Origin of the sequence: Aureimonas sp. D3 (assembly GCF_001463805.1) — a bacterium.
In the GTDB taxonomy this organism is placed as follows: Bacteria; Pseudomonadota; Alphaproteobacteria; order Rhizobiales; family Rhizobiaceae; genus Aureimonas; species Aureimonas ureilytica_A.
In genome coordinates, this window is the sequence record NZ_BBWM01000005.1 from 61,464 (window position 1) to 76,773 (window position 15,310).

At 65.6% G+C, this 15,310-nt stretch carries 14 protein-coding genes; 4 read left to right on the forward strand and 10 right to left on the reverse strand.

The genetic code is table 11. The features are described from left to right. Positions 1-154: 154 nt before the first annotated feature. Both AUL36_RS02255 and AUL36_RS02260 read left to right on the forward strand, forming a co-directional pair. On the forward strand, positions 155-865 hold the full coding sequence (locus AUL36_RS02255) for a GcrA family cell cycle regulator (RefSeq protein WP_062217545.1): 711 nt from the start codon (positions 155-157) through the stop codon (positions 863-865). A gap of 246 nt (positions 866-1,111) precedes the next feature. Next, positions 1,112-1,369, forward strand: coding sequence for a DUF3297 family protein (locus tag AUL36_RS02260; protein WP_062217548.1), 258 nt, complete (start codon positions 1,112-1,114; stop codon positions 1,367-1,369). A gap of 124 nt (positions 1,370-1,493) precedes the next feature. On the opposite strand, the gene phoB is transcribed toward AUL36_RS02260, so the two are convergent. The 8 genes from phoB to AUL36_RS02300 all read right to left on the reverse strand — a co-directional run bounded on the left by phoB (position 1,494) and on the right by AUL36_RS02300 (position 10,349). Next, a complete protein-coding gene (phoB, locus tag AUL36_RS02265) occupies positions 1,494-2,225 on the reverse strand; it encodes a phosphate regulon transcriptional regulator PhoB (protein WP_058601883.1) in 732 nt (243 codons plus the stop codon). 5 nt (positions 2,226-2,230) lie between these two features. Continuing rightward, on the reverse strand, positions 2,231-2,950 hold the full coding sequence (phoU, locus tag AUL36_RS02270; RefSeq protein ID WP_058601882.1) for a phosphate signaling complex protein PhoU: 720 nt from the start codon (positions 2,948-2,950) through the stop codon (positions 2,231-2,233). A gap of 60 nt (positions 2,951-3,010) precedes the next feature. Beyond that, positions 3,011-3,820: a phosphate ABC transporter ATP-binding protein PstB gene (pstB, locus tag AUL36_RS02275; protein ID WP_058635088.1), complete on the reverse strand. Its 810-nt coding sequence runs from the start codon at positions 3,818-3,820 to the stop codon at positions 3,011-3,013. A 17-nt stretch (positions 3,821-3,837) separates the two neighbouring features. Then, a complete protein-coding gene (pstA, locus tag AUL36_RS02280; RefSeq protein WP_062217550.1) occupies positions 3,838-5,163 on the reverse strand; it encodes a phosphate ABC transporter permease PstA in 1,326 nt (441 codons plus the stop codon). Continuing rightward, positions 5,163-6,638, reverse strand: a complete 1,476-nt coding sequence (gene pstC, locus AUL36_RS02285; protein ID WP_062217552.1) for a phosphate ABC transporter permease subunit PstC — start codon at positions 6,636-6,638, stop codon at positions 5,163-5,165. Before pstC ends, pstA begins: the two co-directional genes overlap by 1 nt. Before the next feature lie 117 nt (positions 6,639-6,755). Continuing rightward, positions 6,756-7,802, reverse strand: a complete 1,047-nt coding sequence (locus AUL36_RS02290; protein WP_058601898.1) for a PstS family phosphate ABC transporter substrate-binding protein — start codon at positions 7,800-7,802, stop codon at positions 6,756-6,758. Positions 7,803-7,947: 145 nt separating this feature from the next. Then, a complete protein-coding gene (locus tag AUL36_RS02295) occupies positions 7,948-9,228 on the reverse strand; it encodes an ATP-binding protein (RefSeq protein ID WP_192843769.1) in 1,281 nt (426 codons plus the stop codon). A 140-nt stretch (positions 9,229-9,368) separates the two neighbouring features. Next, the gene (locus AUL36_RS02300; protein ID WP_062217556.1) at positions 9,369-10,349 is read right to left on the reverse strand and encodes a hypothetical protein; all 981 of its coding nucleotides are present in this window, start codon (positions 10,347-10,349) and stop codon (positions 9,369-9,371) included. A 247-nt stretch (positions 10,350-10,596) separates the two neighbouring features. Between AUL36_RS02300 and AUL36_RS02305 the strand changes: the two genes are divergently transcribed. Next, the gene (locus AUL36_RS02305; RefSeq protein WP_244497006.1) at positions 10,597-12,477 is read left to right on the forward strand and encodes a glycoside hydrolase family 15 protein; all 1,881 of its coding nucleotides are present in this window, start codon (positions 10,597-10,599) and stop codon (positions 12,475-12,477) included. Next, positions 12,464-13,279: an SDR family oxidoreductase gene (locus AUL36_RS02310; RefSeq protein WP_062217559.1), complete on the forward strand. Its 816-nt coding sequence runs from the start codon at positions 12,464-12,466 to the stop codon at positions 13,277-13,279. The genes AUL36_RS02305 and AUL36_RS02310 overlap by 14 nt, the downstream gene beginning before the upstream one ends. Positions 13,280-13,336: 57 nt before the next feature. Here the strand turns inward: AUL36_RS02310 and AUL36_RS02315 are convergent, their stop codons facing one another. Together AUL36_RS02315 and AUL36_RS02320 are read right to left on the reverse strand one after the other, a co-directional pair. Then, complete coding sequence (locus AUL36_RS02315) at positions 13,337-14,035, reverse strand: DUF1013 domain-containing protein (RefSeq protein ID WP_058601875.1); 699 nt, start codon at positions 14,033-14,035, stop codon at positions 13,337-13,339. A 115-nt stretch (positions 14,036-14,150) separates the two neighbouring features. Then, positions 14,151-15,152, reverse strand: coding sequence for an NAD(P)H-quinone oxidoreductase (locus AUL36_RS02320; protein ID WP_062217561.1), 1,002 nt, complete (start codon positions 15,150-15,152; stop codon positions 14,151-14,153). Positions 15,153-15,310: the final 158 nt, after the last annotated feature.

Sequence of the window (15,310 nt, forward strand, 5' to 3'; positions counted from 1 at the left end):
TCTCTTGCCGCCCTTCGCGCTTGCGTTCTAGAAACGTCTCGGACACCAGATTTCGTGTGGGAAGCCCCGCCGATCCGCAAGGGATCGATGGGTGCCTTGGATGTTGGCGACCGCGCCGCCCGCCCGCAGCGACTTGAGTACGAGGAGTCTGTTCATGAGTTGGACCGAGGAGCGCATCGAGCTGCTCACGCGTCTTTGGGGCGAAGGCCGCAGCGCCAGCCAGATCGCGGCGGAACTGGGCGGTGTCACCCGCAACGCAGTCATCGGCAAGGTTCACCGGCTGAAGCTGGACAACCGCCCCAAGGGCGGATCGGACGAGAGCGTCGCCGAGATCACCCCCGCCGCCATTCCGGTGGCCGTCGCCGCACCCTCGCCGGCCCCGGTGCCCGAGCCCGTCGTCGTCGTGGCGCAGGCCCCCGCGCCGGGCCCGGAGCCGGAGGCCGCCCCCGTGCCCCAGAGGCCAACGCCGGCCCCATCCATCGCGCCAGCGGCCGCGCCTGCCCCGGCCGCACCGCGCATCCTGACGCCGACCTTGCCTTCGACGCCGCCGTTGCGCGCACCCATGCCGCAGCGCCAGCCGATGGTGCATTCCATCGGCGCGACCGCGCTGAAGATGTCGCCGGAGACGGAAGCGTTCGAGGACGCGCAGATCTTCGGCCATTCCGAAGGCGGCGAAGTGGTGCCGATGTCGCGCAATCTGACGCTGGTGCAGCTGTCGGAGCGCACCTGCAAATGGCCGCTCGGTGATCCGCTGAGCCCGGATTTCCGCTTTTGCGGCAACCACTCGCAGGACTCCTCGCCCTACTGCAAGCACCACGCGCGCATCGCCTTCCAGCCCGTCTCGGAGCGCCGCCGCGTTCGCTAACTCAACGGTGGGCTTTCTCAGACCCTGATGTGAGACCCGGCAGCGCCAGCGGCCGGGTTTCTTTTTGCTCCTCGCTCGCGAGCGCCGCGCCCATCTCCTCGCCACCGAGAAACCGTCTCCCGCTGCGTGCCGTCATGCTCTATGGAGGGGCACCGGATGCACATCGGAGGGCGATGGCCCGGCGCGCGAGGGCGTGCAGCCCAGAGCCGTTTCGCATCCCTTGTCCCCACGTCAGAAGGCCATGCCATGACCGATACACCGACCTTGCCCGACCGCCTCGCGATCGACCCGGACAGCCCGCATTACGACGAGGCGCTTCTGGCGCGCGGCATCGGCATCCGCTTCAACGGCGCGGAAAAGACCAATGTCGAGGAATATTGCGTCAGCGAAGGCTGGGTGCGCGTGGCCGCCGGCAAAGCGAAGGACCGCCAGGGCAAGCCGCTTCTGATGAAGCTGAAAGGCACGGTCGAGCCCTATATCAAGGACGACGCAGCCGAGGGCTGAGCCCAAGCGGTCGAGCGGGCGGGATCGGTGCCCGAGGGCGCTTCTCACTCCTGAAACAACAACGGCGCGACAAGCTCCTGCTTGCCGCGCCGTTTTCGTTTCGAACCCGCTTGCGGGAAAGCCGTCAGCTGGCTTCCGCGCGCTGCGCCGAGGCCGGACGCGGGCTCGTGAAATTCTCGTCCAACGAATAGCCCGCCCCGCGAACGGTGCGTATCGGGTCGCGCTGGCGCCCGCGATTGATCGCCTTGCGCAAACGGCCGACATGCACATCCACCGTGCGCTCGTCGACATAGATGTCCCGCCCCCAGACGCCGTCGAGCAATTGCTCGCGCGAGAAGACGCGGCCGGGCGACTGCATCAGGAATTCCAGAAGGCGGAACTCGGTGGGTCCGAGCTTGACCTCCCGCCCGGCCCGGCGAACGCGGTGCGTTTCGCGGTCGAGATCCAGATCCCCGGCGACGAGTTGGCTGGAAATGCGTTCCGGCTTCACGCGCCGCAGCATGGCGCGCACGCGGGCCATCAGCTCGGGCGTCGAGAACGGCTTCACGACGTAATCGTCCGCGCCGACCGACAGGCCGCGCACCCGCTCCGACTCCTCGCCGCGCGCCGTCAGCATGATGATCGGCAGGCGCTCGGTCTCCGGCCGCGTGCGAAGACGCCGGCACAGCTCGACGCCCGAAAGGCCCGGCAGCATCCAGTCGAGCAGGAGCAGGTCCGGCACGGCTTCCTTGAGCCGCAGATCCGCCTCGTCGCCGCGGGCGATCACATCGACCTCGTAGCCCTCGGCCTCCAGATTGTAGCGCAGAAGAACGCCCAGAGCGTCCTCGTCCTCGACGACCGTTATCCTCGGCCCCATGGCGCTTACCCGTTCGCGCCGGGCATGGGCGCGGCGATCGAGGGCGTCGAGTCGCTCTTGGGACGCTCGGCCTCCATCTGCGTGCCGGTCTTGATGTAGTAGACCGTCTCGGCGATGTTGGTCGCGTGGTCGCCGATCCGCTCGATATTCTTGGCCGAGAAGAGAAGATGCGTGCAGGCCGTGATGTTGCGCGGATCTTCCATCATGTAGGTCAGGAGTTCGCGGAACAGCGAGGTGTAGAGCGCGTCGATCTCGGCGTCGTGGGCACGGATTTCGAGCGCACGCACGGCGTCGCGCGTGGCGTAGACGTCGAGAACGTTCTTCAGCTGCTCCAGCGCCAGCTCCGACATGTGCTCGATCCCGCGCACCAGCTGAACCGGCTGCTTGTGATCGTTCACCGCGATGACGCGCTTGGCGATGTTCTTGCCCAGATCGCCGATCCGCTCCAGATCGCTGGAGATGCGGATCGCGCCGACGATCTCGCGCAGATCCTGCGCCATGGGCTGGCGCTTGCCGATCGTCATCACGGCGCGCTCGTCCACCTCGCGCTGGAGCGTATCGAGCAAGATGTCGTCGGCGACGACGGACTGCGCGAGGCCCCAGTCGGAGCGGATCAGCGCCGACACGGCCTGTTCCACCATGCGCTCGGCTTGGCCACCCATTTCGGAGATGCGGCGCAGAATGAATTTCAACTCGTCATCATAGGAGGAAACGATGTGTTCCATGATGCGAACTCCCTGTTCTGGCGGGGTCGGCCGCGCGCGGCGGCGCGGCCGGGCGCGAGGTTAGCCGAAGCGGCCGGTGATGTAGTCCTGCGTGCGCTTGTCGTCCGGGTTCTGGAACATCTTCTCGGTCGGTCCGACCTCGACGATCTTGCCCAGATGGAACATGGCCGTGCGCTGCGACACGCGGGCCGCCTGCTGCATGGAGTGCGTCACGATCACGATCGTGAAGTTCTGCTTCAGCTCGTCGATCAGTTCCTCGACCGTGGCGGTCGCGATCGGGTCGAGCGCCGAGCAGGGCTCGTCCATCAGGATCACCTCGGGCGACACGGCGATGGCGCGCGCGATGCACAGGCGCTGCTGCTGGCCGCCCGACAGGCCCGTGCCGGCGTCATGAAGGCGGTCCTTCACCTCCTGAAACAGGCCGGCCTTGCGCAACGAGGTGACCACGATCTCTTCCAGATCGGTCTTCGACTTGGCGAGACCGTGGATTTTCGGCCCATAGGCGACGTTCTCGAAGATCGACTTCGGGAACGGGTTGGGCTTTTGGAACACCATGCCGACGCGGGCGCGCAGTTCCACCACGTCGATCTGCGGGTTGTAGATGTCCTCGCCGTCCAGCGTGATCAGGCCCTTGACCTTGGCGCCCTCGACCGTGTCGTTCATGCGGTTGAGCGAGCGCAGGAAGGTGGACTTGCCGCAGCCCGAAGGGCCGATCAGCGCCGTCACCTGCCGTTCGTAGACGTCGAGATTGACCTCGAACAGCGCCTGTTTCGCGCCGTAGAAGACCGAGACACTCTCGCCCTTCATCTTGCTGGCGAAGGCGGGCGTGCTGGTCTTCGGGGCGGCGGTCAAATGAAGATTTTCCATCATATAAAATCCGATCGTTCCTACCAGCGACGCTCGAAGCGACGACGAAGCAGAATGGCGGTGACGTTCATGACCGCCAGGAAGAGAAGAAGCACGATGATGGCGCCCGAGGTGCGCTCCACGAAGGCGCGCTCGGCCTCGTTGGCCCACATGTAGATCTGCACCGGAAGAGCGGTCGCGGGGTCCATGGGCGTTGCGGGATAGTTGGCGACGAAGGCCACCATGCCGATCAGGAGGAGCGGCGCGGTTTCGCCCAGCGCATGGGCGAGACCGATGATCGTGCCCGTCAGAATGCCGGGCATGGCCAGCGGCAGCACATGCTGGAACACGGTCTGCATCTTGGACGCGCCGAGCCCCAGGGCGGCGGCGCGGATCGAGGGCGGCACGGCCTTCAACGCGGCGCGGGTCGCGATGATGATCGTGGGCAGCGTCATCAGCGTCAGGACGAGGCCGCCGACCAGCGAGGCCGAGCGCGGCAGGCCCATCCAGTTGATGAAGACGGCGAGACCCAAGAGGCCGTAGACGATCGAAGGCACAGCCGCGAGATTGTTGATATTGACCTCGATCAGGTCGGTGAAGCGGTTCTTAGGCGCGAACTCTTCCAGATAGATCGACGCCGCGACGCCGATCGGCAGAGCCAGCACCAGAACGATGCCCATCATGTAGAGCGAGCCGATCAGGGCGACGCCGACGCCCGCCGTCTCGGCGCGGGCGGAGGCGCCGAAGGTGAAGAGCCCGGTGTTGAAGCGCTGCTCCATCGCGCCCTTGGCTTCGAGATCGTGAATCCAGGTGAGCTGCTGGTCCTTGATCGGACGGCGCGCTTCCGGGATCGACAGGTCGAACTGCCCCTTCACGGCCGAGTCGACCGTGGAATTGGCATAGACCCAGACATCCTGCGTCGTGCCGATGATGGAGAGATCGTCCAGCACCATGTTGGCGAGCTGGGCGCGCACGCCCTGCGACACGAGCTGCATGGCCGAGGCGACGGCGGCCCGGTTGTTCGGGTCGATGCCGAGTTCCTTCATCAGCGCGTCCTGCACGAGGCGCGGGTAATTCACCGTGCGCAGGATCGTCGGATCGGCCTTGGCCTTGTCGTTCGGATCGATGATGCTCTTGGAGAAGGTGATCGGCAGGCGGATCTGGGTCTGGAAGAAGGCCGTGTAGCCCTGCCCAATCACCGTCCAAAGAAGGATGGCGAGGAAGATCATGCCGATAGCGATCGCACCCTGACCATAGAAGCGGAAGCGACGTTCGGCGGCATAGCGACGGCGCAGGCCGATGTCGCGCCGCGCGGGGCGCGCGGAGGTCGGAACGGCGTCCGAGCGGGAAATCGTCGTATCGCTCATCAGTCGTACTGCTCCCGGTACTTGCGCACGATGGCAAGGGCGATGATGTTGAGGATCAGCGTCATCACGAAGAGCGTGATGCCGAGCGCGAAGGCCACGAGGCTCTGCGGCGAGGTGAAGTCGAGATCGCCCGTCAGCTGCGAGACGATCTTGACCGTCACGGTGGTCATGGCCTCGAACGGGTTAAGTGTGATGTTGGCCGCGATGCCGGCCGCCAGAACCACGATCATGGTCTCGCCGATGGCGCGCGAGGCGGTGAGCAGCAGCGCCGAGACGATGCCAGGCAGCGCCGCCGGCAGAACCACCTTCTTCACCGTTTCGGAGGGCGTCGCGCCCAGCCCCATCGAACCGTCACGCAGCGAGCGCGGCACGGCGGTGATGATGTCGTCCGACAGCGACGACACGAAGGGGATCAGCATGATGCCCATCACCAGGCCGGCGGTCAGGATCGACTGCGCCTGGATGAAGCCGGTGAAATTGCCCGTCAGCAACCCGTTGATGTCGGCCGAGATGTCGCGAAGGAAGGGGCCGACCGTGATCAGCGCGAAGAAGCCGTAGACGATCGTCGGAATGCCGGCCAGCACTTCGAGCAGCGGCTTGACGATGGAGCGCACCCGGCTGGACGCATATTCGGCCATGTAGATGGCGGCGAAGAGGCCGACCGGCACGGCGAAGAGCATGGCGACGAAGGCGATATAGAGCGTGCCGGCCAGAAGCGGGATGATGCCGAACTGCCCGGCCGCCTGCGACCCGGCGGCGGCAAAGCGCGGCTCCCACACCGTTCCGAAGAAGAAGCTCGAGGGCGAGATACGGCTGAAGAAATCGATGCTCTCGAACAGCATCGAGCAGACGATGCCGACCGTCGTCAGAATGGCGATCGAGGAGCAGAGGATCAGGAAGACCTTGACGATCCTCTCGACCTTGTTGCGCGCGCGCAGACGAACCGCGATGCGGGATAGGGACAGGAAGAGCCCGGCGACCGCAACCACCAGAACGGCGCCCGTCATGGCCAGACGGCTCACGTCCTCCATGTGGTTCTTCTCGACGGCGATCGGAACCATCGCGTCCGTCGCGCCGCCCGGCAGCGGAATGCCGCGACGCTCGAACAAGGGCTTGATCTGGGCGATGCCGGCTGCCTCGAGGCCCACCTGCTCATCGGCGGGAAGCGCGCGAATGCCTTGGCCCAGCGAGCGCACGAGGCTGCGGCCGAGCGAAGCGGAGGCGCTCTGCGTATCGGCTTCGATGCGGCGCTCGACGGTGGAGAAGACGACAATGGGCGAAATCGCGAGCCAGGCGGCCATCAGCAGAAAGGCCGGGACCACGACCCAGGAGAAGACATAGGACCCGTGATAGACCGGGCGGGAATGGATTTTGGCGCCGGGCGCGTCGGGCAGCGCCGCGCCTTTGCGGCGTCCCAGCACGAAGCCCACAAGGCCAATCGCCAGAACAATCAGAATGAGAGCAAATACGGACACCGTTCGCCGTCCCCCGAAGGATCATCAGCCTCGCGCTTCCCCTCTCAGGTCGCGGCCGGCTGGCGGTGAAAGTGAAGAGGCCGACCCTTGGGCCGGCCTCCCATCGAAGAAGATGGATTATTCGGCGATCGTGGTGCCGGCTTCGAAAGCCTTGCGGGCTTCTTCGCGCTGCGCCTCAGGGGCCGGCACGAGGCCGTACTGGGCGAGCGGGCCGTCGGGGCCGATCATCTGATCGTCGAGCCAGAAGGTCACGAATTCCTTGAGGCCCGGAACGACGCCGAGATGCGCCTTCTTGACGTAGAAGAACAGCGGACGCGACACCGGATACTGGCCGGAAGCGACGGTCTCGACCGAAGGCGTGACGCCCGAAACGGTGGCGACCTTCAGCTTGTCCTGGTTCTGGTCGTAGAAGGCCAGGCCGAAGACGCCGACGCCCTGCGGGTTGGCGGCGATGCGCGCCAGGGTCTCGGTGTAGTCGCCGGCAACATCCACGGCCTTGCCGTCGTTGCGGATCTGGTGGCACTGCTTCTCGGCGGCCTTGTCGTCCATGCCGGACTTCTTGAAGGCTTCGAGCGCGCCGGAGGACTTGCAGCCGGCGACGACCGTCTTCTCTTCGAAGACTTCGCGCGTGCCGTGGTTCTCGGCCGGGATGAAGGCGATGATGTCCTGGTTGGGCAGCGAGGCGTCGACATCCGACCACTTGGCGGCCGCGTTGTCCACGACCTTGCCGTCCTTGACGACCTTGGCGGCCAGCGCCTTGAAGATCGTCTCCGGCGTCAGGACGAAGCTCGGGCCGGACGCCGAGGAGGCGAAGACGATGCCGTCATAGCCGAAGCGAACCTGCTGAATTTCGGTCACGCCGGAATCCTTGCAAGCCTTCTTCTCGGAGTCCGAGATCGGGCGCGAGGCATTGGCGATGTCGACCGTCTCCGGGCCGACGCCCGCGCAGAACTGGCGGAAGCCGCCCGACGTGCCGCCCGACTCGACGACCGGGGTCGGGAAGTCCGGGAAGATTTCGCCGAAATTCTGCGCCACGATCTGCGCGTAGGGCAGAACGGTCGAGGAACCGGCCGCATGAACCGGCTGCGTGCTCTGCGCGAAAGCCGCGCCGGTCGTCATGACGGCCGCGCCGAGAGCGAGCGTGGCGAAGAGGGACTTGATCACAGGCGTTTCTCCATCGAAACGTTTCGAATGCGAACCGCCGGACAAGATCAAAGGACGCGGCGTTGTTCGATGCCGGTCTAGCCGGCCGACGCAACCTGTCTATGACAAAGCCATATCCGATTTATGACAGTCTAAGCTGTTGATTTCACGCAGCCTTGCCGGACGACCTCACAGAAGCCAACCGGAAGCGCACCGAAAAGGTGGAGCCTTGACCGGGAATCGAGGCGATCGATAGCCGTGTGTTGTGGCGTATCAACACGTTTCGCACGATGCTGAGGCCGAGGCCCGTGCCCCGCGCCCGCGCGCTTCCGTCCTCCACCCGGTAGAAGCGCTCGGTCAGACGCGGCACGTGTTCGGGCGCGATGCCCCGGCCGAAATCGCGCACGAAGGCCTCGACCGTATCGGGGCCGCGCGTCAGGCCGATCTGGATGCGCCCGCCCCCGTCGCCATATTTCACGGCGTTTTCGGCGAGATTGCCGAAGACCTGAACCAGTTCGTCATGGTCGCCATTGACCAGCGCTTCGCCCTCGTCCAACCCGACGAGTTCCAGCGCCAGCTCCTTCTCCGCTGCGGTCGGCGCCGATTGCTGCGCCACCACGCGCAACACGGAAGCGATGTCGGCCCGCTCGCCCGGCTCCAGCCGGCGGCGCATCTCGATACGCGACAACGACAGGAGATCGTCGATCAGGCGCGACATGCGCCGGGCCTGATCCTGCATGATGTCGAGAAACTGCGCGCGTGCCTTGGGGTCGTCTCGCGCCGGGCCTTTCAGCGTTTCGATGAAGCCCGAAAGCGAGGCCAGGGGCGTGCGCAATTCGTGGCTGGCATTGGCGACGAAATCCGTGCGGATCTTCTCGATCCGGCGCATCTGCGTGCGGTCGCGAAACAGCGCCAGGAAGAAATGCGTCTGCGCTTCGCCGGGCATGGGCATCGGAAGGATATCAACGGCCCAGGCGCGGTCGGAGGGCGCGCGCTCGGCATACTCGGTCAGTTGCGGCTCGTCCGCCTCGATCGCCTCGGCCATGGCGGCGATGAATTCGGGCGCGCGAAAGCGCATGGCGATCGGATCGCCCAGCACCATGTTGCCGAAGGTCTGGATGCCAACGGCGTTGGAGAAGCGGAGCGCGAGGTCGCGGTCCAGAACGAAGGCCGGCTCGCGCATCGCGTTCACCACGCTCTTGACGCTGGCATTGGGCCAGAGCGGCGCGACCTCGCCGACCTTGCCGGCCTTGGCTCGAAGCGAGGCGCGCGCGCTGCGCTGGATCAGCTCGACCAAGGCGCTCAGCACCAGAACCCCGGCGACGACGGGGCGCAACTGCGGAATCACCCAAGCCGCCCAGACGAGCGCCCCGACCAGAACCAGCGTGGAAAGCGAGATAAAACTGCCACGACGCGCACCGCCGCCGGGTAAGCCTGTCTCGGTCATGCCAATGGACATCATCGCTCCGCTTGCGCATCCCGATCGAACGAGCGACACGATTCGCATGTTCGCTCGTCAATCAGATGACACGAAGCGGTCATTTCTCACGAAAAATCGAGAGCAAGTTTCAGCGGCGTCGCGGCAGCTCAGCCGAGCTGGCGCAGCCGCAGGGAATAGATGTCCACATCGTTGGTCTGCCCCGCGACGCCCGGCGCAATGGCGATGCTGGTATCGTTGCTGGCCACGGCCGGAACGGTGACATCGAAGACGAAGGCCTCTTCCGGCATGTCGGTGGTGAAGCGCTGGCTGTCGCAGAAGCTTCGGCTGCCGACGAGGCAGCGAACGGAGAATTCGCGCGGCGTGCCATCGGGCGAACCGGCGACGATTTCGATGCGCACGTTTCGCCCGGCGATCTGATGCAGCGTCCCCGGCCCGACCGCCAGAAGCGCCTCGTTCGGGCTGCCGGCCGGCGCCGAAATGCGCACGGCCTCGCGCGCACTGTCCTTTTTCACCGCCTCGATGCGCCCGCCCGCGGGAGTCGAGAGACGTTCGAGGTCGTTGCCGTCGAACACGTCGATCCAGGCGAGTTTGGGAAGCGTATCGACCGCTTCCGTGGAGCCCGTGACCTCCGGGGTTTCGCGGCCGCGCAGCGCGCCCGTGACGGCATAGGCGAGAAGCCCCAGCCCGAGCGCCAGAAGAGCGGCCAAGGCAGGCACCTTCCAGCTTGCCAAAGCGCGGGTCTTTTCGTCGGATGCGCGCGGCCGGCCCGGCGTCCAGCCGCCATCCTCGCCCCGCTCGTCCCGCACGTCACCGTCCGGCGCGGCGTGCGTATGAGCTTCATCCGTCAGCCGTTCCTCATAGGGCTCCGGCTCGTGTTCATCGGGATGGGGTTCGGCGGAATAGCTCTGCGGCGCAAAGCTTTGCGGCGCGAAGTCGGCCTCGACGCGGTTGATCGTTTCGGCCAGGCGCGAGCGCTGCTCGTGGGCGACCCCCTCCTCCGCGCCGCGCGCCTCCAGCATCCGCTCCAAGGCCCGTTCGGAGGCGGCATAGATGCTCTCCCGAAAGGCGGGATCGCGCGCGTCGCCGCCTTCGAGGGCTCGTCGCAGGCTGTCTTCCATGGCGCTCATAGTCACTCCGAACTGCGTCAGCCAGCGGGGGTAAGGTGCGCTTACCTCCGCTGCTTCGAACGTCGTGGATACTGAAAGCAGGCGGATGGAGCAATTGAAAGGCGCGCATCCCATTCGCCTTGCGTTTTTACGTAAAAGGTCAGCCGCTTTCCCCACGGGCCTTCCGCCGCGCGAGACCCCCGAACTGACTTTACTTCCCGGCCAAACGACCAATGTGTCACGCCTGCCCGACCAACAGGTTTTTGTGATGCAGTCCGTTTCCGCCCCCGCGCTGCCGAACCCGATTTCCGCCCATGGCGTGATCGGCGACATGAATACCATCGCCCTCGTGGCGCAGGACGGGCGGATCGATTTCTTCTGTCATCCCAATGTCGACTCACCCAGTCTGTTCGCCGGGCTGCTCGACACCGACAAGGGCGGCGAGTTCCGGCTCTGGGCCGAAGGTGACGCGCTGACCTGTCGGCAAATCTATCTGCCCGACACCAATATTCTCCTCACACGCTTTCTGGGCGCGAACGGGATCGGCGAGATCACCGATTTCATGCCGATCGATGGCTCGGGGCGCATCGTGCGCCGGGGCAAGGCGATCATGGGCCCGGTGCGCTTTCGCGTACAGATTCGCCCGCGCCCCGAATACGGCTCGATCCACCCGGACTTTCGGGCCATTCCAGGCGGCTTCGCCGTATCCTGGGACCGCGCGTCGGATGGCGGGCGCGAAGAAGTCTTCTTCTATTCCTCGATCCCCTTGCAGGCCGACAACGGCACGATCTCCGGCGAGGTGGACCTGAAGGAGGACGAGTCGGTCTATGTGATCTTCTGCCCCGGCCGGAAGGACGCACCGAAGATCGAGCCCGGATACGCGCGCGCCGCCTTCGGGCAGACGCGCGAATTCTGGCACCGCTGGGTGAAACAAGGGCGCTATCCCACCTTCTGGCGCGAGCTGGTGGTGCGCTCGGCGCTGACGCTCAAGCTTCTCACCTCGGCGCGCCATGGCTCAATCGCGGCCGCCGCGACGTTCGGCCTACCGGAGGTCGTAGGCGGCGAGCGCAACTGGGACTATCGCTTCTGCTGGGTGCGCGACAGCGCCTTTACGCTCTACGCCCTGTCGCGGCTGAACTATTTCGACGAGGCGGAAGCCTTCATCCATTTCCTGATGGAGCGCATCGTCGAGCCGCATGAGGATGTCGAGTCCGGCCTCCAGATCATGTACGCGATGGACGGCGCGGAGAAGCTGCCCGAAGTCGCGCTCGACCATTTGAGCGGCTATCTCGGCTCGCGCCCGGTGCGGGTCGGCAACGCCGCCTATCGCCAGCGGCAGATGGATATTTTCGGCGAGTTCATGGACGCGGTCTATATCGCGACCAAGGCGCGCGGGAAGCCGGCCTATGCGGTCTGGGCCAAGCTGTCGCGGCTGTTGGACTGGCTTTGCGACCACTGGCACCTGCCCGACAAGGGCATCTGGGAAAGCCGGGGCGAGGACCGCGAATATCTGTCCTCACGCCTCATGTGCTGGGTGGCGCTCGATCGCGGCATGAAGATCGCCGAACAGGAATCCCTGCCGGCCGACATCCTGCGCTGGCGCTCCGAGCGCGACGCGATCCAACGCAGCATTCTGGAGGAGTTCTGGAACAAGGACCTGGGCGCCTTCACCCAGTTCAAGGGCTCCTCAACGCTCGACGCCGTGGTTCTCCTGATGCCGCTCGTGAAGTTCATCAACCCACGTGACCAGATGTGGACCTCGACGCTGAAGGCCGTGCAGGCCAATCTCGTCCATGACTGCCTCGTCCGGCGCTACATCAACACCGACGAGAACCATGACGGGCTGGAGGGCGAGGAAGGCTTCTTCACCATCTGCTCCTTCTGGTATGTCGAGGCCCTGGCGCGCTCCGGCTTCGTGGCGGAGGCCCGACTTCTGTTCGAGAAGCTGCACTCCTACGCCAATCACCTCGGTCTTTATTCCGAGGAACTCTCCACATCCGGCGACCATCTCGGCAATTTCCCGCAGGGGCTGACGCACCTGTCGCTGATCTCGGCCGCGATCTGGCTCGACCGGGCGCTGTCGTCGCATTCCGACGACCCCGTGAACGCCTCCCATCAGATGATCGAGGACCCCGATGGCATCTACTGATCTTCATTCCCTTCACGGCCAGACCGCGCTCGTGACCGGCTCCTCCTCCGGCATCGGCGAGGCGATCGCGGTGGAACTCGCACGCGCTGGCGCGGATATCATCGTGAACTATCGCGGCTCGGCCGACAGCGCGAAGGGCACGGTGGACAGTGTCGAGGCGCTGGGCCGGCGCGCCGTCGCGGTGCAGGCCGACGTTTCGGTCGAGGCCGATGTCATCGCCATGTTCGACCAGGCGGAAGCGGCGCTGGGGCCGCTCGATATCGTCGTGTCGAATGCCGGCTTGCAGCGGGACTCAGCCATCGCCGACATGTCGCTGGACGACTGGAACACGGTGATCTCCACCAATCTCACGGGCGGCTTTCTGGTCGGGCGCGAGGCGATCCGGCGCTTTCGCAAGAAGGGACTGCGCGAGGATGTCAGCCGCTCGCTCGGCAAGCTCCTCTTCGACAATTCTGTGCACCAGCGCATTCCCTGGGCTTTCCGCGTCAATTACGCAGCCTCCAAGGGAGGCTTGCGGCTTCTGATGGAATCGCTGGCGCAGGAGGTCGCGCACGAGAAAATCCGCGTCAACGCCGTCGCCCCCGGCGCGATCGCGACCGCCATCAATCAGTCCGAGCGGGAAAAACCGGGCGGCTTGGAGGCCATGCTCAAGCTCATTCCTTATGGGCGCATCGGCGAGCCCGCCGATATCGGACGCGTCGCGGCCTTTCTCGTGTCGGACGCGGCCGACTACATCACCGGCCAGACGCTGTTCACCGACGGCGGCATGACGCTCTATCCCGAGTTTCGCGGCAACGGCTGAAACGAGAAAGGCGGCCCCGGAGGCCGCCTTTTTTTCATTCCGCGATGCCGACGCGCCTCAATAGGCTTCGTCTTCGCTTTCCTCGGGCTCGGTGCGACGCATGGAGGAGAGCTTGGCGAAGACGGCGGCCGCGTCCAGCTCTCCGTCGTCCTCGCGCGGGGCGGGACGGTAGTTCTGCGTCTGTGCGGCCGACAGGAGACGCTCTTCCTCGGCGAGTTCCTCCGGGCGGGGCATGCCGCGCGAGGCCTTCTCGACTTCCAGATCGAGGTCGATCTGCGAGCACAGGCCGAGCGTCACCGGGTCCATCGGCTGGAGATTGGCCGAGTTCCAGTGCGTGCGCTCGCGGATCTGCTCGATCGTGTGCTTGGTCGTGCCGACGAGGCGCGAGATCGCGTTGTCCTTCAGCTCGGGATGGTTGCGCACCAGCCAGAGGATCGCGTTCGGACGGTCCTGACGCTTGGAGACGGGCGTGTAGCGCGGCCCCTTGCGCTTGGCCTCGGGCACGCGAACCTTGGGCGGCGCGATCTTGAGCCTGTGGCGCGGGTCCTTTTCCGCGCGCACGATCTCGTCGCGCGTCAGCTGCCCCGTGATGATGGGGTCCATGCCCTTGATGCCCTGCGCCGCTTCGCCATCCGCGATCGCCTTCACCTCGAGCGGGTGCAGGGTGCAGAATTCGGCGATCTGCTCGAAGGACAGCGAGGTGTTGTCCACCAGCCAGACGGCCGTGGCCTTCGGCATCAGGAGCTGCTGAGCCATGGGTAATAGTCTCCTAGTGGCCCCCCGGGAAGGCGGGCTGTGGTCATGCCACGAATGCGGGAATTAACGCGAACTATAGGGGGTGCCAGCCGCAATCGCAAGGAAGTCCGGCGATCTATTGCCGGCCCGTCACGAGCACGATCTTGCCGATATGGTCGCGCTCCATGTGCCGATGCGCTTCGGCGGCCTCCACCAGCGGATAGGTCGCCTCGATCAACGGGCGCACGCGGCCCGATTCGAGATGCGGCCAGACCTTCTCGCGCAGATCCGCCGCGAGAGCCGCCTTGAAGGCATGGTCGCGCGCCCGCAGGGTCGAGCCGGTGAGCACGAGGCGCTTCTGCATGACGAGGTTCAGATCGATCTCCACCTTCGCTCCTTGCAGAAAGGCGATCTGCACGATGCGCCCATCAGGGGCCGCCGCCTGGAGATTGCGGTTCGTATAGTCGCCGCCCACCATGTCGAGCGTCAGATCGACGCCATGCCCATCCCGCCAGCTCTTCAGCGCCGCCACGAAATCCTCACGGCGATAGTCGACCGCGAGATCGGCGCCCAGCGCGCGCGCGGCTTCGGCCTTTTCCGGGCTGCCCACCGTCGTCGCCACATGCGCGCCGAAGGCGTGGGCCAGTTGGATCGCCGTGGTGCCGATACCGGATGTTCCGCCATGTACGAGAAACGTCTCGCCCGCCACCAGCCGCCCGCGCTGGAACACGTTGTGCCAGACGGTCAGGAAGGTTTCGGGAATGGCCGCGGCTTCGCTGAAGCTCAAAGCGCCGGGGATCGGCAGCGCGCTGCCCGCATCCGCCAGTGCGAATTCGGCATAGCCCCCGCCCGGCAGAAGCGCCATGGCCGTGTCGCCCTCGCGAAAATTGGAGACGCCCGGCCCGACGGCGGCCACGCGACCGGCGACCTCCAGCCCCGGCCAGTCCGGTGCGCCTTCTGGCGCGGGATAATAGCCCTTGCGCTGGAGAATGTCGGGCCGGTTCACGCCGCTTGCATGAACCTCGATCAGGATTTGCCCCGCGCCCGGACGGGGCACGTCGACTTCGCGCGGCACCAGAACCTCGGGCTCTCCGTGGCCATCGAGGGCGACGATCGTCATGGTGCGCGGCAGGGTCATGGGCTCGGTGCCTTTCAAAGGGCATGAATGGGCGGCGCGGTTGCGCTGCCCAACGTGGTGAGCAGGAAAGATAGGGTTTGTGTCGAGAATCGCGAGCCGCGCTAACCAAGCATTTACCCTGTCTGGATAAAGCTGTGATTGTCCAATTCGTTGGATGG